Origin of the sequence: Stenotrophomonas sp. (assembly GCF_032099025.1) — a bacterium.
Taxonomy (GTDB): domain Bacteria; phylum Pseudomonadota; class Gammaproteobacteria; order Xanthomonadales; family Xanthomonadaceae; genus Stenotrophomonas.
In genome coordinates this window covers 42,555-61,568 of record NZ_DAMCID010000003.1, presented here as the reverse complement: position 1 = coordinate 61,568, position 19,014 = coordinate 42,555, and the positions used below count along the sequence as shown (strand labels likewise).

Genomic DNA, 19,014 nt, shown 5'->3' with positions numbered 1-19,014 from the left:
CATCACTCTCAGCGCGAGACCACTTCAGTGGCGGCGAAGAAGTAGGCAATTTCGATTGCAGCGTTCTCGACCGAGTCCGAGCCGTGGGCGGCGTTGGCATCGATGGATTCGGCGAAATCGGCGCGGATGGTACCCGCAGCAGCTTCCTTCGGATTGGTGGCGCCCAGCAGGTCGCGGTGGGCCAGGACGGCGTTTTCGCCTTCCAGCGCCTGGATCATCACCGGGCCGGAGATCATGAACTCGACCAGCGCGTTGAAGAACGGACGCTCGCGGTGCACGGCATAGAAGCCTTCGGCTTCGCGGCGCGACAGCTGCTTGTACTTGGCGGCGACGACCTTCAGGCCGGCCTTTTCGAAGCGGGCGTAGATTTCACCGATGACGTTCTTGGCGACGGCGTCCGGCTTGATGATGGAAAGGGTGCGCTCCAGCGCCATGGGAATTCTCCGTTGGGCGGGCCACTGATCGGCCCGAGAGTAACATGAAAAAAACCCGCGTCAAAACGCGGGCTTAGCCTATATACGTGGCGTAATTCTACAGCCTCAAGGGTCGCAGTGCCACGCATCCGTAGCACCCCGGATCCAGGCGGAATCAACGGTAGTGACACGCCCTGCGTGGCAGGCCTGGCAATGACGCGGGAAGGCCCTGCGTGGCAGGCCGAATCTACGGTAGTGCCACGCCCTGCGTGGCAGGCCGAATCTACGGTAGTGCCACGCCCTGCGTGGCAAGCCCAGCAATGACGGAGGAAGGCCCTCCCCGGCAGGCCCGGCGGACGCAGGAAGGCCCTCCGTTCACATTTACAGGTCCAGCCACGCCCGGACGCACCCCCACGGCAGATGAACGACAGGCCATATCTGCTGCGCCGCAGCATGCCAGCCCGCCCATCCAGGTCTAATATCAAACAATCGTTTGATTGAACCCTGCCCCGCCATGGCCAAGCCCGCCCACTTCTCCACCAAGGACCGCATTCTCGGCGCCGCCGAGGAGCTGTTCGCCCAGCATGGGTTCGCCGGCACCTCCCTGCGCCAGGTGACCAGCCAGGCCGACGTGAACATCGCGGCGGTGAACTACCACTTCGGCTCGAAGGAAAACCTGGTCAACGAGGTCTTCCGTCGGCGCATGGACGAAATGACCGCCGCCCGGCTCTCGCAGCTGGAGTCGGCCCGCCAGGACCACCCCGGACAGCTGCGGCCGGTGCTGGCCGCCTTCGTCGAGCCCGCCCTGGCGATGGCCCAGGACCGCCAGAGCGGTGGCGCCTTCGTGCGGGTGATTGCCCGCGCCTACGCCGAAAAGAACGACAACCTGCGCAAGTTCCTCTCCGACCACTACGGCCATGTACTGCGCGAGTTCGGCAGGACCATTGCCGCCTGCGTGCCGGGCCTGAGCAAGGAAGAGCTGTACTGGCGGCTGGATTTCCTGGCCGGATCGCTGACCTATGCGATGGCCGATTTCGGCCTGATCAAGCGACCCGCCGGTGTCACCGAAGCGGCGCATCGTGCGCATGCCGCCCAGGAATTGATCCATTTCGCCGAAGCCGGCTTCCGCGCAAGCGCGGTACCCGTGCCGACGGCAACGTCCCTCTCCACCACGTAGAGCCGGGCCAGGCCCGACTTCCAGACAACCAAAGGCTTATCGACATGTCCAATTCCCTGCTAGTCCGCCGCGCCGCCGTGCTGGGTGCCGGCGTCATGGGTGCCCAGATCGCAGCCCACCTGACCAACGCCGGCGTCGACACCGTGCTGTTCGACCTCCCCGCCAAGGAAGGTCCGGCCGATGGCATCGTGCTCAAGGCGATCGCCAACCTCGGCAAGCTCAGCCCTGCCCCGCTGGCCAGCAAGTCCTACGCCGAGGCGATCACGCCCGCCAACTACGAGACCGGCCTGGAGCAGCTGCGCGACTGCGACCTGATCATTGAAGCCATCGCCGAACGGATGGACTGGAAGCAGGACCTGTACAAGAAGATCGCGCCGTTCGTGGCCGACCATGCCGTGCTGGCCTCCAATACGTCGGGCCTGGGCATCAACAAGCTCGCCGACGTGCTGCCCGAGCAGCTGCGCCACCGCTTCTGCGGCGTGCATTTCTTCAACCCGCCGCGCTATATGCACCTGGCCGAGCTGATTCCGGCCACCACCACCGATGCTTCGGTGCTGGAAGGCCTGGAAGCGTTCCTGGTCACCACCCTGGGCAAGGGCGTGGTGTACGCCAAGGACACCCCGAACTTCATCGGCAACCGCATCGGCGTGTTCTCGATCCTGTCCACCATCCACCACACCCAGCAGTTCGGCCTGGGCTTCGACGAAGTGGACGGCCTGACCGGGCCGCTGGTCGGCCGTCCCAAGTCGGCGACCTACCGCACCTCCGATGTCGTCGGCCTGGACACCATGGCCCACGTCATCAAGACCATGGGCGACACCCTGCCCAACGACCCGTGGCACCAGTACTTCAGCGCGCCGAAGTGGCTGGACGCACTGATCGCCAAGGGTGCCCTCGGCCAGAAGACCGGCGCCGGCATCTTCCGCAAGGTCGGCAAGGACATCGTGGTGCTGGACCTGGAGAAGCAGGACTACCGCCCGGCCGACCGCAGCGCCGCACCGGAAGTCGTCGAGATCCTGAAAATCAGGAACCCGGCCGAAAAATTCGCCAAGCTGCGTGAGAGCCAGCACCCGCAGGCACAGTTCCTGTGGGCGACGTTCCGCGATCTGTTCCACTACAGCGCCTACCACCTGGCCGACATCGCCGAGACCGCGCGCGACGTGGACCTGGCCATCCGCTGGGGCTACGGCTGGTCGCTCGGCCCGTTCGAGACCTGGCAGGCTGCCGGTTGGAAGCAGGTGGCACAGTGGATCGCCGATGACATCGTCGCCGGCAAGAGCATGAGCAACGCCCCGCTGCCGGACTGGGTGTTCGATGGCCGCGATGGCGTGCACGCCGCCGAAGGCAGCTACAGCCCCACGCGCAACGCCAAGCTGCCGCGTTCGGCGCTGCCGGTGTACCAGCGCCAGCGTTTCCCGGATCCGCTGCTGGGCGAGACCTTCAGCCCGGGTGAAACCGTGTTCGAGAACGACGGCGTGCGCATGTGGCACGACGGCGACGGCATTGCCGTGGTCAGCTTCAAGACCAAGATGAACACCGTGTCCGACCACGTCCTCAACGGCCTGCAGGACGCGATCAAGCGCGCCGAGAAGGACTTCAAGGGTCTGGTCATCTGGCAGCAGAAGGAACCCTTCTCCGCCGGTGCGGACCTGGCCGGCGCGCTGGGCCTGCTGCAGGCCGGCAAGGTCGACCAGTTCGAAGAGATGGTGCACAACTTCCAGCGCACCAGCCAGGCCATCAAATACTCCCTGGTGCCGGTGGTGACCGCCGTGCGCGGCCTGGCCCTGGGTGGCGGCTGCGAGTTCCAGATGCACAGCGCCAAGAGCGTGGCGGCGCTGGAAAGCTACATCGGCCTGGTGGAGGCCGGCGTGGGCCTGCTGCCCGCCGGTGGCGGCCTGAAGGAGCTGGCGGTGCGCGCGTCGCAGGCCGCCGGTCCGGGCGGTGACGTGTTCGCCGAGCTGAAGAAGACCTTTGAAACCGTCGCCATGGCCAAGGTCTCCAACTCGGCGGTCAATGCGCAGGAGCTGGGCCTGATGCGCCCGACCGACAAGGTGGTGTTCAACAGCTTCGAAGCGCTTTACATCGCGAAGGCCGAAGTGCAGGCGCTGGCCGAAGGCGGCTACCGTCCGCCGATGCCGGCCCGCCGCATCCAGGTCGCCGGTGACGTGGGTATCGCCACCTTCAAGATGATGCTGGTGAACATGCTGGAAGGCCGTTTCATCAGCCCGTACGACTACGAGATCGCCGTGCGCATCGCCACCGTGCTGTGCGGCGGCGAAGTGGATCGCGGCACGCTGGTCGACGAAGAGTGGCTGCTCACCTTGGAGCGCAAGCACTTCGTCGAACTGGCCCAGCAGGAAAAGACCCAGGCCCGCATCGCGCACATGCTCAAGACCGGCAAGCCGTTGCGCAATTGATGCCGCGCCGGGCGCGACGGCCTCCGTCCGCGCCCGGCAGGTGCCGACCGCTGGTCGGCACACCTGTCCCTACATTCAAGAGATCACTGCAATGACCAAGCAAATCCAGGACGCCTACATCGTCGCCGCCACCCGCACCCCGGTAGGCAAGGCGCCCAAGGGCGTGTTCCGCAATACCCGTCCCGATGACATGCTCGCCCATGTGCTCAAGTCCGTGGTCGCGCAGGCGCCGGGCATCGACCTCAGCCGCATCGACGACGCCATCATCGGCTGCGCCATGCCGGAAGCCGAGCAGGGCATGAACGTGGCGCGCATCGGCGTGCTGCTGGCCGGCCTGCCGGACACCATCGCCGCGCAGACCGTCAACCGCTTCTGCTCCTCCGGCCTGCAGGCCGTGGCCATGGCCGCCGACCAGATCCGCCTGGGCAATTCGGACCTGATGCTGGCCGGTGGCACCGAGTCGATGTCGATGGTGCCGATGATGGGCAACAAGATCGCGATGGCCCCGAGCGTGTTCGACAACGACCACATCGCCATCGCCTACGGCATGGGGATCACCGCCGAGAAAGTGGCCGAAGAGTGGAAGGTCTCGCGCGAGGAGCAGGACGCGTTCGCGCTCGCCTCCCACCAGAAGGCCATCGCCGCGATCCAGAACGGCGAGTTCAAGGACGAGATCAGCCCGTACGACGTGCGCACCCGCCAGCCCGACCTGGCCGACGGCCGCCGCATCATCACCCGCGACAGGATCGTCGAAACCGACGAAGGTCCGCGCCTGGATTCGTCCGCTGAAGGTCTGGCAAAGCTGCGCCCGGTGTTCCGCAACGGCCAGTTCGGCGGCACGGTCACCGCCGGCAACTCCTCACAGATGAGCGATGGCGCCGGTGCGGTGCTGCTGGCCTCCGAGCAGGCGATCAAGGACTACGGCCTGACCCCGCTGGCCCGCTTCGTCAGCTTCTCGGTCGCCGGTGTGCGCCCGGAAGTGATGGGCATCGGCCCGATCGCCGCCATCCCGAAGGCGCTCAAGCAGGCGGGCCTGACCCAGGACCAGCTGGACTGGATCGAGCTCAACGAAGCCTTCGCCGCGCAGTCGCTCGCGGTCATCCGTGATTGCGGCCTGGATCCGTCCAAGGTCAACCCGCTGGGCGGCGCGATCGCGCTCGGCCACCCGCTCGGCGCGACCGGTGCGATCCGTACCGCCACCCTGCTGCACGGCCTGCGCCGTCGCCAGCAGAAGTACGGCATGGTCACCATGTGCATCGGCACCGGCATGGGCGCGGCGGGTATTTTCGAATCGCTGTGATGCACCGACGGGGACCGACCGCTGGTCGGTCTCCCCGGCAGGTACCGACCGTTGGTCGGTACGCGGACCAAAAAAAAGGGCGGCCTCTCGGGCCGCCCTTTTCATTTGATCGATCGCGTAGCGATCACTCCTCGGCCAGCATCTGCGTCAGCTTCTCGCGCGCCGGCTTGGCCAGCTTCTTGTTCTCGAGGGCGAAGCGGATGGTCGCTTCGACCAGGCCCAGATGGGTACCGCAGTCGAACCGGGTGCCTTCGAAGCGGTAGGCATCGACCTCGTCTGTTTTCAGCAGTTCGGCAATGGCGTCGGTCAGCTGGATTTCACCGCCCGCACCCCGGCCGGTCGACTCAAGCAGCTCGAATATTTTCGGGCTCAGCACGTAGCGTCCCACCACGGCCAGGTCGCTCGGTGCGTTTTCCGGCTTCGGCTTCTCCACGATCTGCGCGATGCGACCCTTGCGGCCGTCGAAGGCCTCGGTCGCCACGATGCCGTAGCTCGCGGTGTTCTCGTGTGGCACGTCTTCGACCGCGATCACGCTGGCACCGGTGGCGGCATTGAGATCGGCCATCTGCTTGAGTGCGCCGTCGCCGCGGTTCCAGATCAGGTCGTCTGGCAGCAGCACCGCGAAGGGCTCATCACCGACCACGGATTTCGCGCACAGCACCGCATGGCCCAGGCCCAGTGCCTCGGTCTGGGTAACGAAGACCGCGCGCACGCCTTCCGGCAACACGTTGCGGACCAGTTCCAGCAACTCGGTCTTGCCCGCGCGCTCCAGCTTCTGCTCGAGCTCGTAGGCCTTGTCGAAATAGTCGGCCACCGCATGCTTGTAGCGGTTGGTGACGAAGATCAGGGTGTCGCACCCCGCTTCGATCGCCTCATCGACGGCGTACTGGATGAGCGGCCGATCGATGATCGGCAGCATCTCCTTGGGTACCGTTTTGGTCGCCGGAAGGAAACGGGTTCCCAGACCCGCCACCGGAAAAACCGCCTTGCGAATGCGTTTGCTCGTCACAGCCTGTTGGCCTCTCGCGCCGGAAAGGGAAGCACTTTAGCCGACTCGACGTGATCGTCCTGTTGCAGTGGCGCAAACTCCGGCATCGTCGCGAACAGGATGCTGTTGATGGCATCGGTGTCGTAGTTGGCGATGGCCTCGCGCAGGCGCGGTACATTGCCCAGGACCTGCTCGCGGGCGAACGTACGCACGCCCGCCTCGAGGATCTTGGGGTGTGACGTGGGCCGGTAGTCCTCGTCCGAATAGAACAGCGTCTCGTGCAGCTTCTCGCCCGGGCGCAGGCCGGTATAGATGATCGCGATGTCCTTGTACGGCTGCTTGCCCGCCAGGCGGATCATCTGCTCGGCCAGCACCCGGATCGGTACCGGCTCGCCCATGTCCAGCGTGTAGATCGCCCCATGCGAGGCGGACGCGGCCGCCTGCAGGATCAGCTGGCAGGCTTCAGGAATGGTCATGAAATAGCGGGTGACTTCCGGGTCGGTCACGGTGACCGGACCGCCCTTGAGGATCTGCTCGCGGAACACCGGCACCACGCTGCCTGCCGACGCCAGCACGTTGCCGAAGCGCACGGTGACGAAGCGGGTGTGGGTGGTCTTCTGGTCCAGGCTCTGGCAGATCATCTCGGCGTAGCGCTTGCTGGCGCCCAGCGCATTGACCGGGTCCACGGCCTTGTCGGTGGAGATGAACACGAAATGCTCGATGCGCGCCTCGACGCAGGCACGCGCCACCGTTTCGGTGGACAGGATGTTGTTGCGCACCGCCTCGCGCAGCTGGCGCTCCAGCACCGGCACCTGCTTGTACGCGGCTGCGTGGAAGACCGCGTCCACCTGCGACAGGGACAGCGCATGGCGGATCACCGCCGGATCGCCGCAGTCGCCCAGTACCGCCTCGACCAGCAGGTCGGGGAAGCTGCGCTTGAGCTCGGCCTCGATGGTGAGCAGCAGCAGTTCGCTCATTTCCAGCAGGACGATCCGCCCTGCCCCATGCCGCGCGCACTGGCGGCACAGCTCCGAACCGATCGAGCCACCGGCGCCGGTGACCAGCACCGTGCGTCCACCCAGCCAACCGCGGATCAGCGACCAGTCCGGCAGGATCGGCTTGCGCCCCAGCAGGTCCTCGATCGCCACTTCCTTCAGCTCGCCAGGCAGTGAATGGCCCAGCAGCACGTCATTGAGCTTGGGCACCATCCGGAACGGCACACCCGTGCTTTCGCAGATGGCCACTACGCGCTGCATGCCCGCCGCGTCCAGCGAGGGAATGGCGATGACCAGCAGTTTGGCCGCGGTTTCGCGCACCACCGCCGGGGCATCGTCGAGCGTGCCCAGGATGGGCAGCCCCTGCAGCTTGGCGCCCTGCAGGTGCGGGGCATCATCCAGCAGGCCCACCGGATGGAAATCACCGGAACGGCGCAGGTCACGGACCAGGGCCTCGGCGGCCTGGCCGGCGCCCAGGATCAGTACCCGGCGCGCGGTCGCATCGGACTGCAGTGCCTGGTAATCCTTCCAGGCCCGGTACAGCAGGCGCGGCGCGCCCAGCAGTGCGGACAGGGCGAAGGGATAGATCACCAGCACCGACATCGGCACGCCGTTGAAGCGCTTGTAGGCCAGCACCACCACGATGGCGAGCAGCCCGATGAAGCTGGATTTGAAGATATGCAGCAGGTCGGCCACGCTGGCGAAGCGCCAGAGGCCCCGATACAGGCCCACGCGCCAGAACACGATGGCCTGGATCACCAGCACCAGCGAGGTGTCGATGTTCCAGAGCGGCAGCGAGGGGGCATCGGCCAGCATGGAATAGCGGCCGGCATGCAGCAGCTGCCAGCACGCCCAGACCATGAAAAGGTCGTGGGCCACGATGGCGGCGCGGGGAAGCAGACTCGTGAAGCGGTCTTGCCAAGGCGTCATAAAACAAACAATCCTTTTAGTTGCGCATTCCTTTGCGCAGGAGTAGCCAAAGGCCGGTCGCGAACAGTATCCACGCTACGGCCACGGCAGCCTCCCACCTCGGCTGCAAATTCTTGCAAGCATTAAACACTGTAATACTGAACAAACCAAAAACAAAGTACATCCCTGTAATCGAAGTGTGCCCTGCACCACCTTTGACGGCACGCTGATACAGATGTTGGGTGTGGGCCTCCATCCATCGTTGTCCGGAGAGCATGCGCGAAAGCAGTGTGAAGCCCGCGTCCACGAGGAAGGCGGTCAACGGCACCAGCAACAGCAGCCAGGACAGGGTCGTGGCAACACTGGCCAGACAGACCAGCCCGGCTATGGCGTAGCCCAGCGCCCCACTGCCCACGTCCCCCATGAAGATCCGCGCGCGCGGGAAATTGAACGGGAGGAAGCCAAGGCAGGCCAGCGCAAGGACAATGCCGGCGAGTGCCAGCGGGCCGGGCAGCACCAAGGCGAACGCGACACCGGCCAGGGTGGCTTGGCTGGTGGCAATCCCGTTGATGCCATCCATGAAGTTCCAGATGTTGATCAGCGAGGTGGTGAACAACAGCGCCAGAAGGGCCTGCCACGGATTTCCGGTGGCCTGCCAGACCAGACCGGCCAGCAAGCCCGCTGCCGCCAGATGGACCAGCAACCGGCGCACCGCAGGCAGCGGCCGGTGGTCGTCCCACCAGCCGATTCCGGCGACCATCACCAGACCCAGCCCGAATACCAGCAGCGGTACCCGCGCGGCGGCCAGGAAGACGGCTGCCACCGCCATGGCCAACAGCAGGGTCAGGACGATCGCGATGCCGCCGCCGCGCGGCGTGGCGACGCCGTGACTGCGGCGCTCACCGGGCTGATCAAGCAGGTTGCGCCGCAGCGCATAGTGGCGCGCGGCCCAGGTAAGCGTCGCCGAGACTGCCAGCACCGCCGGCAGTCCGATCATCCAGGCAGACGGCATGGCTCAGAGCACCGCGTAGTTCAGCAGCGGCTTGACCGTGCCCCACTCCTTGCAGCTCGGGCACTGCCAGTGGTGGGTACGCGCGCCGAAGCCACACCGCGTGCAGCGGTAGGCCGGGTTGCGCACCAGCAGCTGGTCGGTGATGTGCTTGAGGTCGTGCAGGGTGGCGGTGGAGTCGGCGCCTTCGGCCAGGGTCAGGTCGATCAGGGCCGATTCGCCGCGTACCGACGGCCGATCCTTGAGCTGGCGCCCCAGATAGGCGCGTGCGGGGGCAACGCCCTCCTGCTCCTCCATCAGCTGGGTGAGGGCCAGCACCGGGGCGATGCCGCGGTAGTGCTCGGTCATTTCCGAAAGGAAGGCGCGCGCGCCCCCCATATCGCCGACCTTGCGGTAGTTCTGCATCAACGGCTGCAACACTTCCGGCAGGTACTCGGGATCATTGCGGGCCGCACGCTCGAACGCGCGCACTGCCGCCTCGGCGTTGCCGGCGTCGGTTTCCAGGCGGCCTTCGATGATGCCGGCACGCACCGACATGGCATCGGCCTGGTAGGCACGGGCGATGGCCGCGCGTGCCTCGTCGAGCTTGCCGGCCCCGCGGAAGCGTTCGGCGAGCTCGCATTCGAACTGGCCGACCAGTTTGCCCATCGGCTCGCCGGTGACTTCTTCATAGCGGGTGGCGTTGTCGATCGCCTTTTCCCAGTCACGCTCGGCCTGGTAGATGCCGATCAGGTGCTTGAGCGCCTGCGGTGCGCGCTGGTCGATCTGGGCCAGCTCGGTGAACACGGTTTCGGCACGGTCGAGCAGGCCGGACTTCATGTAGTCCTCGCCCAGCGCCAGCAGTGCCTGTACGCGCTGCGCATCGCTCAGGTCCGCGCGGTTGACCAGCCCCTGGTGCAGGCGGATGGCGCGGTCGACCTCGCCACGGCGGCGGAACAGGTGACCCAAGGCGACCTGGGTCTCGAAGGTCTCCTTGTCCAGCTCGGCGATGTGCAGGAACAGTTCGATGGCTTTGTCCGGCTGCTCATTGAGCAGGTAGTTCAGGCCACGGAAGTAGGTGCTGGAGAGGCGGCTGACCTGGTTGTCACCATGGCGCTGACCGCCGCGCCGGCCGATCACCCAGCCGGACACCGCTGCCAACGGCAGAAACAGGAAGAACCAGAACCATTCAGAGACGAATTCCATCGGCGCTCAGCGTCCGTCGAAAGTAGAAGAAGGGGGTACCACGGGGGCGACGGCCGGGGCCGTCTTCTGCGCCTTGCGCAGTCGGGAATACAGCGGAATCACCAGGCCGACGAGCACCAGGCCGCCGCCGATGAACGCACCGGTCAACAGGGCGACGGTAATCGCCAGACCGGTACTGGAATGGATGGCAGTGAACCCAAGATTGAGGGTCATGTCCTGCGAATTGAGGGCGCCGACGATGAGTCCGGCCACCAGAACCGCGAGCAGAATGAGCAGGCGTACGACTTTCATTTGGCAGCTCCCGTTCCTTTAGGGGTAGAGAGTAGCGGACTAACAGTCCGCTCTACCAGCCGGGTCCGCTCTATCAGCCGGGTCCGTTCTACCCGCCGGATGGTTGTAAAGAGACGTATCCGCCAGTGCGGACGCCAACGCTCAGGCCGGATCGCTTTCCAGCGGCACCACGGCGCTCACGCGCTCACGCAGTTCCTTGCCCGGCTTGAAGTGCGGGACATGCTTGCCCGGCAACGCGACCGATTCCCCGGTCTTGGGGTTGCGCCCCAGCCTGGGCGGCCGGTAGTGCAACGAAAAACTGCCGAACCCGCGGATCTCGATGCGATCCCCGCCGGCCAGCGCCCCGCCCATCATTTCCAGCAACGACTTCACCGCCAGATCGACATCGTCCGACTTCAGATGCGCCTGTCGGCGCGCCAGGATTTCGATCAACTCGGATTTGGTCATTGCGGACTCGTGTCGAGGGTCTCTGACCCTGAAACGGCCCGGACAAGTGTCCGGGCCGTCCAGGAAACTGCTTGCTACGGGTAAGGCCGATTACTCGGACTTGTTGCCGTTCAGCTGGGCGCGCAGCAGCGCACCGAGCTGGGTGGTGCCGCTCGACGCCGACGAGGACTGGTATTCCTCCAGCACTTCGCGCATTTCCGCATCGTCCTTGGCCTTGATCGACAGCTGCAGGGTACGACCCTTGCGATCCATGCCCACGAACTTGGCTTCAACCTTGTCGCCGACCTTCAGGAACTGGGTCGCGTCGTCCACGCGCTCGTTCGCAACATCGCGAGCGGACACGTAGCCTTCAATGCCGTCAGCCAGTTCGATGGTAGCGCCCTTGGCGTCCACTTCCTTGACCACGCCTTCGACCTTCGAACCCTTCGGGTTGGCAGCCATGTACTGACCGAACGGATCCTGCTCCAGCTGCTTGACGCCCAGGCTGATGCGCTCGCGCTCCGGATCGACGGCCAGGACGACGGCGTCCAGGTTGTCGCCCTTCTTGTAGTTGCGGACCACGTCTTCGCCGGTGGTGTTCCAGCTGATGTCCGACAGGTGCACCAGGCCATCGATACCGCCGTCCAGGCCGATGAAGATGCCGAAGTCGGTGATCGACTTGATCTGGCCCGACACCTTGTCGCCCTTCTTGTGGATGGCAGCGAAGGTTTCCCACGGATTGGCGGCAACCTGCTTCATGCCCAGCGAGATGCGGCGACGCTCCTCGTCGACGTCCAGGACCATGACTTCAACTTCGTCACCGACCTGCACAACCTTGGACGGGTTGACGTTCTTGTTGGTCCAATCCATCTCGGACACGTGCACCAGGCCTTCGACGCCCGGCTCGATCTCGACGAACGCGCCGTAATCGGTGACGTTGGAGACCTTGCCGAACACGCGGCTGTTGGCCGGGTAACGACGGGCGATGTTGTCCCACGGATCCTCACCCAGCTGCTTCAGGCCGAGCGAAACGCGGTTGCGCTCGCGGTCGAACTTCAGCACGCGGACGTCCAGCTCGTCGCCGACGTTCACGACTTCGGACGGATGGCGCACGCGCTTCCAGGCCATGTCGGTGATGTGCAGCAGGCCGTCGATACCGCCCAGGTCCACGAACGCGCCGTAATCGGTCAGGTTCTTGACGACACCCTTCAGGATCGCGCCTTCCTGCAGCTTGTCCATCAGCTGCTCGCGCTCTTCCGAGTGCTCGCTCTCGACGACAGCGCGGCGCGAGACCACGACGTTGTTACGCTTGCGGTCCAGCTTGATGAGCTTGAATTCCAGCTCCTTGCCTTCCAGGTAGGCCGGGTCGCGCACGGGGCGCACATCCACCAGCGAACCGGGCAGGAACGCGCGGACATCCTTGATGTCCACGGTGAAACCACCCTTGACCTTGCCGCTGATGCGGCCGGTGATGGTTTCGTTCTTCTCCAACGCTTCTTCCAGCTCGTCCCACACCATCGCGCGCTTGGCCTTCTCGCGCGACAGGACGGTTTCACCGAAGCCGTTCTCGATGGAATCGAGGGCGACCTTGACGACATCGCCTTCGGCGACGTCGATCTCGCCTGCGTCGTTACGGAACTGTTCGATCGGGACGATGCCTTCGGACTTCAGGCCGGCGTTGATCACCACGACGTCGCCGCGGACTTCCACGACAACACCGCTGACGATGGAGCCCGGCTTCAGCTTGGCCAGATTGGCCTGGCTGGCTTCGAACAGTTCGGCAAATGATTCGGTCATTAGATTTACTCTGTTGGACACATGGGCATTGGCCCCCGCAAAGGGTCCGTTTACTGCCCGCCTGTTGGTCGACCCCGGAAACGCAGGTCGTGTGTTAAGTAGGAAAACCGCCACGCATCATTGCGGGACGGAGCTGTTGTTGCCTTGCATTGGTGCGACTGCCGTCGATGGACTGACGACCCTCCTTACAACGGATCAGGCACCCGAAACCGGAAGCAGATCCAGTACCTTGGCAACGACGGCGTCGATGCCGATACCACTGGTGTCGATGACGACGGCATCGTCTGCCGGCTTCAGGGGCGCCACTGTGCGCTGTGCATCACGGGCGTCGCGGGCCATGATCTCGCGCAGGAGGTCATCAAAGTTAACAGAAACCCCCTTGTCTTTCAACTGGTTATGCCGGCGCTCGGCGCGCTCCTCGGCACTGGCCGTCAGGAAGACCTTGAATGGGGCATCCGGGAAGATGACCGTCCCCATGTCGCGCCCGTCGGCCACCAGGCCCGGCTCGACCCTGAATGCGCGCTGGCGCTCCTTCAGGGCGGCGCGCACCTCGGGAATGGCGGCGATGGCCGACGCCAGGGCGCCCGTGGTCTCCAGCCGCAGCTCGTCGGTGGCATCCGTCTCATTGACGATGACACGCAGGCCACCGTCGGCGGACTCGACGAAGCGCACATGGGTATCGAAGGTGCAGCGGACCAGCGCGGAGGCGTCCGAAGTGTCGATATCGGCCCAGCTGGCGGCCACGCCCACAGCACGGTACAGGGCGCCTGAATCCAGGTAATGCCAGCCCAGCCGGCGTGCGACAATGCGGCTGACGGTCCCCTTTCCAGCCCCGGACGGGCCGTCGATGGTGAGCACGGGAGGTAGCTGGTTCATGGGTTTCCCTGTGGATTTGACCGCCCATTCTAGCCCCTGGCTGACCGCCCCCGAGACCTTTTTGGTGCAACCACTTGAAAGGATGGAAAAAAGACCGGTAGAATGGCGGGCTTGAACGAGCGTCACCTGCCGATTGTCGTCTGCATATCGCGGCCGCGCTCCAACCGTATCCACGTTTCTGCCGAGGTATGCAATGAAAGTCCTGTCTTCCCTGAAGTCGGCCAAGTCCCGTCACCGCGACTGCAAGGTCGTTCGTCGTCGCGGCAAGATCTTCGTGATCTGCAAGTCGAACCCGCGTTTCAAGGCTCGCCAGCGCTGAGCCGGAAGGAGTCTCGACCGATGGTCGCGACTGCCTGAATAAAAAGCCGCCTCCGGGCGGTTTTTTATTGCCGTTTTTGTTGTAATCGCGGGGTACGTCGCGGCCGTCGGTCACGACGCCTTCGCTGTAATCGCCGGTAGGTCACGACCGTTGGTCGTGACTCCATTCTTGATAACTGGGGAGTAGATCGAGATGAAGCGTTACCTGACCACCCTGCCGTTGCTTGCCCTGCTGGCCTGCTCCGGCGCCCATGCCGATACCCTGCTGATCGACCGGACCAAGGAGCAGCCCGCGCCCGTCGTGCCGGTCCGCGGCCAGAGCGCGAGCCAGGTGTTGTCCACGTTCGGCGAACCCAGCGAGAAGCTGGAGCCGCGCGGCGGCCAGAAGCGCCAGTGGCCGACCATCAACCGCTGGGTCTACCCGATGTTCACCGTCTACTTCGAGAAGCAGAAGGTGATCGACGTGGTGGCCAACAAGGCCGATGCCAACGAAGTCGGCCCGCGCCCACCGATCCGCTGACCCCTCCTACGTCCACCGCACGGTGGGCCATCGCACCGAGACCATGAACGACACGCTCCGCTTTCCGGCCGAATGGGAAACCCAGTCCGCCATCCTGATCGCCTGGCCCCACGCCGACACCGACTGGGCGGACCGCCTGGGTGACGTCGAGGACACCTACATCGCGCTGGTCGCGGCCATCACCCGCTTCCAGCCGGTGGTGATCATCGTGGCCGATGACGACCTGGAGGCGTATGCCGACGCGCGCCTGCGCTCCAACCGGATCGACACGGACCGCGTGCGTTTCGTCACCGCGCCGTACGACGACACCTGGCTGCGCGATTCGGGCCCGATTTCGCTGCGCCGCGCCGACGGCGGTTTCCGCCTGCTCGACTTCCGCTTCACCGGCTGGGGCGGCAAGTTCGAGGCGAGCCTGGACGACCAGCTGGTGGGCGTGCTGCACGCCGCCAACCTGTTCGCCAACGCCGAGCTGCAGAGCATTCCGTTCGCACTGGAAGGCGGGGCCATCGAAACCGACGGTGCGGGCACGCTGCTGACCACCTGGCAGTGCCTGCACGAGCGCCACCCGGACCGCGACCGCGCCTCGCTCAGCACCGACATGGCCACCTGGCTGGCCCAGGACCGTGTGCTGTGGCTGGACCACGGTTACCTGGAAGGCGACGACACGGACGCGCACATCGACACACTGGCGCGCTTCGCCTCGGTGGACAGCATCGTCTACCAGGCCTGCGATGACAGCAGCGACTCGCACTTTGCCGAACTGCAGGCGATGGGCAACGAGCTGGCCGCACTGCGCACGGCCGACGGCCAGCCGTACCGGCTGTTCCCGCTGCCGTGGGCGCGGCCGGTGATGGACGAAGGCCGCCGCCTGGCCGCGTCCTACGCCAATTACCTGATCCTCAACGGCGCGGTGCTGATGCCGGCCTACGGCGACGAAGCCGACAATGCTGCGCGCGACGTGCTGGCCCTGGCCTACCCGGACCACGAAATCGTGCAGGTCCCCTGCCGCTCGCTGATCTGGCAGAACGGCAGCCTGCATTGCATCACGATGCAGTTGCCGGCTGGGTTGCTGGCTTCGTAGAGCTCGTCGGCAATCGAGAGTTTCCCAGGCGCCGGGCTTTGCCCGGCGCTTTTGGTTTTGGGCGAACAGCCGGTGGGCCCCCTGTTTCCCTGGTTTGGCGGGACGGTGCGGGTTTGCGGGACACGCCGTGAATCCGTCCTTGGAGGCTTGTAGAAAACATCCATGTTTTCTACAGTCCCGCAAACCCGCCCCGACCCGCCTTTGACGGTTGGTCGGCGGCCAGAGGCAAGCAACCGCGACAGCCAACGTCAGCTGCGCCTTCGTTCTGGAATCCGGCATCTGATCTTCCATGGCCGCCAACACACCGTCGAGGGTCGGCGGGGGCGGGTTTGCGGGACCGTAGAAAACATGGATGTTTTCTACGAGCCCCCATGGATGGGTTTACGGCGTGTCCCGCAAACCCGCACCCGCCGGCCCAGCTCAGACCGTGCGCGGCCCACCGGCTGTTCGCCCAAGACCATCAGAAGCCGGGCAACGCCCGGCGCCCCGCCAACCCGGCTACTGGAGCCCCGGTTTAACCGCCAGCACGCCCTACACACCCATCCGCGATAAACTGCGTTTTTCCCCCTGCAGGACCCGCCCCGGATGAGCTCACGCCACACCCTTTCCGTCGCCCTGATCCAGGAGCGCAACCACGGTGACGCGGCCGCCAACCTGGCCGTGATCGAAACGCGCGTGGCTGAAGCGGCTGCCCGGGGTGCCAAGCTGGTCCTGCTGCAGGAACTGCATAACGGCGCGTACTTCTGCCAGCACGAATCGGTGGATGAGTTCGACCTGGCAGAACCGATTCCCGGGCCGAGCACCGAGCGCCTTGGCGCGCTTGCGAAGAAGCATGGCGTGGTGATCGTCGGCTCGCTGTTCGAGCGCCGCGCCGCCGGCCTGTACCACAACACCGCCGTCGTGTTCGAGAAGGACGGCACCCTGCTCGGCAAGTATCGCAAGATGCATATTCCGGACGACCCCGGCTTCTACGAAAAGTTCTACTTCACCCCGGGCGACATCGGCTTCAAACCGATCGATACCTCCGTGGGTCGCCTCGGCGTGCTCGTGTGCTGGGACCAGTGGTATCCGGAAGCGGCGCGCCTGATGGCGCTGGCCGGTGCCGAACTGCTGCTCTACCCCACCGCGATCGGCTGGGACCCGGAGGACCAGAAAGACGAACAGGGCCGCCAGCGCGATGCATGGGTGCTGAGCCACCGTGGCCATGCCGTGGCCAATGGCGTGCCGGTGCTGAGCTGCAACCGCGTGGGCCACGAACCCTCGCCGCTGGGCGCCTCCGGCATCCAGTTCTGGGGCAACAGCCACGTGCTGGGCCCGCAGGGCGAATTCATTGCCGAGGCCGGTGGCGAGCCGACCGTACTGCTCTGCGAGGTCGACCTGCAGCGCAGCGAGCACGTCCGCCGCATCTGGCCGTTCCTGCGCGACCGCCGCATCGACGCCTATGGCGACCTGCTCAAACGCTACATCGACTGACTCCACAGGAACCCTGCCCCGTGACCGTGCTGCTGCGCGACGCCACCGATGGCGACATATCGGCCATCACCGCCATCTATGCGGTGGAAGTGACCGACTTCGTCAACACCTACGAATACGATGTTCCCGATGCAACGGAAATGCAGCGACGCATGCATGACATTGTCGCGCGCGGCTTTCCCTACATCGTGGCCGAGGTCGACGGCCAGGTCGCCGGCTACGCCTACGCCAATACCTACCGCGGTCGCATCGCCTACCAGTGGACGGTTGAGAATTCCGTGTACGTCGACGCGGCCTTCCAGGGTCGCGGCGTCGGTACCGCGCTGATGCAGGGCCTGATCGATGCCTGCGTCGCCCGTGGCTACCGGCAGATGGTGGCGGTGATCGGCGAACCCTCCAACACCGCCTCGATCAAGCTGCACGAACGTTTTGGCTTCCACCTGGTTGGCATCTTCCGTGGCCTGGGCCGCAAGCATGGGCGCTGGCTGGATACGGTGCAGATGCAGCGCGCGCTTGGCGATGGTGCCGACGGCGCCCCCTCGAATGAATGATGAAATGACTGATATCCCGATGGACGATAGCGGCGACACCCTGTTCGCCGGCCAACCCGTGCGCGTGGTCGAGCGCGACGGCGTGCGCTACACCCTGCTGGGTACCGCGCATGTCTCGCAGGCCAGCGTGGAGGTGGTGGAACGCGCCATCAACAGCGGCCGCTTCGACGCGGTGGCGGTGGAGCTCGACCCGCAGCGCCTGCAGGCGCTGACCAATCCCGACGCGCTGGCCAAGCTCGATCTGGTCGAAGTGATCCGCAAGGGCCGCGTTGCGCTGTTCGCCGCCAACCTCGCGTTGGCGGCCTACCAGCGGCGCCTGGCCGAGCAGCTCGGCATCGAGCCCGGCGCCGAACTCAAGCGCGCCGTCGGCCTGGCCAATGAACGCAACCTGCCGGTGCACCTGATCGACCGCGAAGTGGGCCTGACCTTCAGGCGTGCCTCGCAGCGGCTGGGTTTCTTCGGCAAGATCAAGCTGGTCATGGGCCTGGGTGCAGGCCTGTTCGCGTCCGAGGACGTGGGCGAGGACGAGATCGAGAAGCTCAAGCAGGGCGACATGCTCGAAGCCAGCTTCGGCGAATTCGCCAGCGAAAGCCCGGCGCTGTACGAGACCATCATCGGCGAGCGCGACCGCTACATGGCCACGCGCCTGCGCGAAGTGCACGATCCGGCGCAACGTGAGGTGCTGGCCGTGGTCGGCGCCGGCCATCTGGCCGGGCTGGCCAGGTACCTCGAAACCGACACCGATGCACCGGGCCCGCTGCGCGAATCGCTGGAAGCGGTGCCGAAGAAGCGCAACATTCCGTGGATCACGCTCATCATCCTGGCGGTGGTGCTGGCCGGTATTGCGGTGGGTTTCTACCGTGGCGGCCTCGGCGTCGGTGGCGAGCTGCTGCTGACCTGGGCGATGTATACCGGTGGGCTGGCTGGACTGGGGTGCCTGCTGGCCGGCAGCCATCCGTTGAGCATCCTGACCGCGATCGTGGTCGCGCCGTTCAAGCCGTTCCGCCTGAGCATTCCGACCGGCGCGTTTGCCGCATTGGTCGAAACGCGCCTGCGCAAGCCGGCCTACGAGGATTTCCTGAAGCTGCGCGATGATGCGCAGAGCCTGCGCGGCTGGTACCGCAACCGCGTCACCCGGGTGGTGCTGACCTTCATGCTGACCAATCTGGGCAGCATGCTGGGGCTGTGGCTGACGGGTTTCCAGGTCTGGCACAAAGTCGGCGCGTAGCGCCGCCTTTGTGCCGGGTTACGCGCCAGCGCATCTGCGCTGCCGTCCCACGGTTCGCTA

General features: G+C 65.4%; 18 protein-coding genes. 9 read left to right on the top strand and 9 right to left on the bottom strand.

The window, feature by feature from the left end; all coding sequences use genetic code 11:
• Positions 1-8: 8 nt before the first annotated feature.
• On the bottom strand, positions 9-434 hold the full coding sequence (gene ndk, locus RT456_RS03560; protein WP_008265389.1) for a nucleoside-diphosphate kinase: 426 nt from the start codon (positions 432-434) through the stop codon (positions 9-11).
• A 493-nt stretch (positions 435-927) separates the two neighbouring features.
• On the opposite strand from ndk, the gene RT456_RS03555 reads away from it, so the two are divergent.
• The 3 genes from RT456_RS03555 to RT456_RS03545 all read left to right on the top strand — a co-directional run bounded on the left by RT456_RS03555 (position 928) and on the right by RT456_RS03545 (position 5,307).
• Positions 928-1,590 (top strand): TetR family transcriptional regulator, encoded by a 663-nt coding sequence (locus RT456_RS03555; protein WP_313342596.1) that lies wholly within the window; start codon positions 928-930, stop codon positions 1,588-1,590.
• A 44-nt stretch (positions 1,591-1,634) separates the two neighbouring features.
• A complete protein-coding gene (locus RT456_RS03550) occupies positions 1,635-4,007 on the top strand; it encodes a 3-hydroxyacyl-CoA dehydrogenase/enoyl-CoA hydratase family protein (protein ID WP_313342593.1) in 2,373 nt (790 codons plus the stop codon).
• A 91-nt stretch (positions 4,008-4,098) separates the two neighbouring features.
• Complete coding sequence (locus tag RT456_RS03545; protein ID WP_313342590.1) at positions 4,099-5,307, top strand: acetyl-CoA C-acyltransferase; 1,209 nt, start codon at positions 4,099-4,101, stop codon at positions 5,305-5,307.
• Between the two features lie 124 nt (positions 5,308-5,431).
• Here RT456_RS03545 and galU read toward each other — a convergent pair whose 3' ends face one another.
• The 8 genes from galU to cmk form a co-directional block, all read right to left on the bottom strand.
• Positions 5,432-6,316 carry a UTP--glucose-1-phosphate uridylyltransferase GalU gene (gene galU / locus RT456_RS03540; protein ID WP_313342587.1) on the bottom strand — a complete coding sequence of 295 codons (885 nt, stop codon included), beginning with the start codon at positions 6,314-6,316 and terminating at the stop codon, positions 5,432-5,434.
• Positions 6,313-8,220, bottom strand: coding sequence for a nucleoside-diphosphate sugar epimerase/dehydratase (locus RT456_RS03535; protein WP_313342584.1), 1,908 nt, complete (start codon positions 8,218-8,220; stop codon positions 6,313-6,315). The genes galU and RT456_RS03535 overlap by 4 nt, the downstream gene beginning before the upstream one ends.
• A 16-nt stretch (positions 8,221-8,236) precedes the next feature.
• Positions 8,237-9,211, bottom strand: coding sequence for a glycosyltransferase family 4 protein (locus RT456_RS03530; RefSeq protein ID WP_313342581.1), 975 nt, complete (start codon positions 9,209-9,211; stop codon positions 8,237-8,239).
• A 3-nt stretch (positions 9,212-9,214) separates the two neighbouring features.
• On the bottom strand, positions 9,215-10,393 hold the full coding sequence (gene lapB, locus RT456_RS03525; protein ID WP_313342578.1) for a lipopolysaccharide assembly protein LapB: 1,179 nt from the start codon (positions 10,391-10,393) through the stop codon (positions 9,215-9,217).
• Positions 10,394-10,399: 6 nt separating this feature from the next.
• Positions 10,400-10,684 carry a hypothetical protein gene (locus RT456_RS03520; protein ID WP_313342575.1) on the bottom strand — a complete coding sequence of 95 codons (285 nt, stop codon included), beginning with the start codon at positions 10,682-10,684 and terminating at the stop codon, positions 10,400-10,402.
• Between the two features lie 141 nt (positions 10,685-10,825).
• Complete coding sequence (locus tag RT456_RS03515; RefSeq protein WP_017355596.1) at positions 10,826-11,131, bottom strand: integration host factor subunit beta; 306 nt, start codon at positions 11,129-11,131, stop codon at positions 10,826-10,828.
• Between the two features lie 90 nt (positions 11,132-11,221).
• Positions 11,222-12,907 (bottom strand): 30S ribosomal protein S1, encoded by a 1,686-nt coding sequence (rpsA, locus tag RT456_RS03510; RefSeq protein WP_313342572.1) that lies wholly within the window; start codon positions 12,905-12,907, stop codon positions 11,222-11,224.
• A gap of 195 nt (positions 12,908-13,102) precedes the next feature.
• The gene (gene cmk / locus RT456_RS03505) at positions 13,103-13,783 is read right to left on the bottom strand and encodes a (d)CMP kinase (RefSeq protein WP_313342570.1); all 681 of its coding nucleotides are present in this window, start codon (positions 13,781-13,783) and stop codon (positions 13,103-13,105) included.
• 193 nt (positions 13,784-13,976) lie between these two features.
• On the opposite strand from cmk, the gene ykgO reads away from it, so the two are divergent.
• The 6 genes from ykgO (at position 13,977) to RT456_RS03475 (ending at position 18,954) form a co-directional block, all read left to right on the top strand.
• Positions 13,977-14,102, top strand: coding sequence for a type B 50S ribosomal protein L36 (ykgO, locus tag RT456_RS03500; protein WP_017355593.1), 126 nt, complete (start codon positions 13,977-13,979; stop codon positions 14,100-14,102).
• A gap of 192 nt (positions 14,103-14,294) precedes the next feature.
• Positions 14,295-14,621 carry a hypothetical protein gene (locus RT456_RS03495; protein ID WP_313342568.1) on the top strand — a complete coding sequence of 109 codons (327 nt, stop codon included), beginning with the start codon at positions 14,295-14,297 and terminating at the stop codon, positions 14,619-14,621.
• Between the two features lie 43 nt (positions 14,622-14,664).
• Positions 14,665-15,702, top strand: coding sequence for an agmatine deiminase family protein (locus RT456_RS03490; protein WP_313342566.1), 1,038 nt, complete (start codon positions 14,665-14,667; stop codon positions 15,700-15,702).
• A 585-nt stretch (positions 15,703-16,287) separates the two neighbouring features.
• Complete coding sequence (locus tag RT456_RS03485; RefSeq protein WP_313342564.1) at positions 16,288-17,175, top strand: carbon-nitrogen hydrolase; 888 nt, start codon at positions 16,288-16,290, stop codon at positions 17,173-17,175.
• A 20-nt stretch (positions 17,176-17,195) separates the two neighbouring features.
• On the top strand, positions 17,196-17,726 hold the full coding sequence (locus RT456_RS03480; protein WP_313342561.1) for an N-acetyltransferase family protein: 531 nt from the start codon (positions 17,196-17,198) through the stop codon (positions 17,724-17,726).
• Positions 17,719-18,954 (top strand): TraB/GumN family protein, encoded by a 1,236-nt coding sequence (locus RT456_RS03475; protein WP_313342558.1) that lies wholly within the window; start codon positions 17,719-17,721, stop codon positions 18,952-18,954. The genes RT456_RS03480 and RT456_RS03475 overlap by 8 nt, the downstream gene beginning before the upstream one ends.
• The last annotated feature ends 60 nt before the right edge of the window (positions 18,955-19,014 follow it).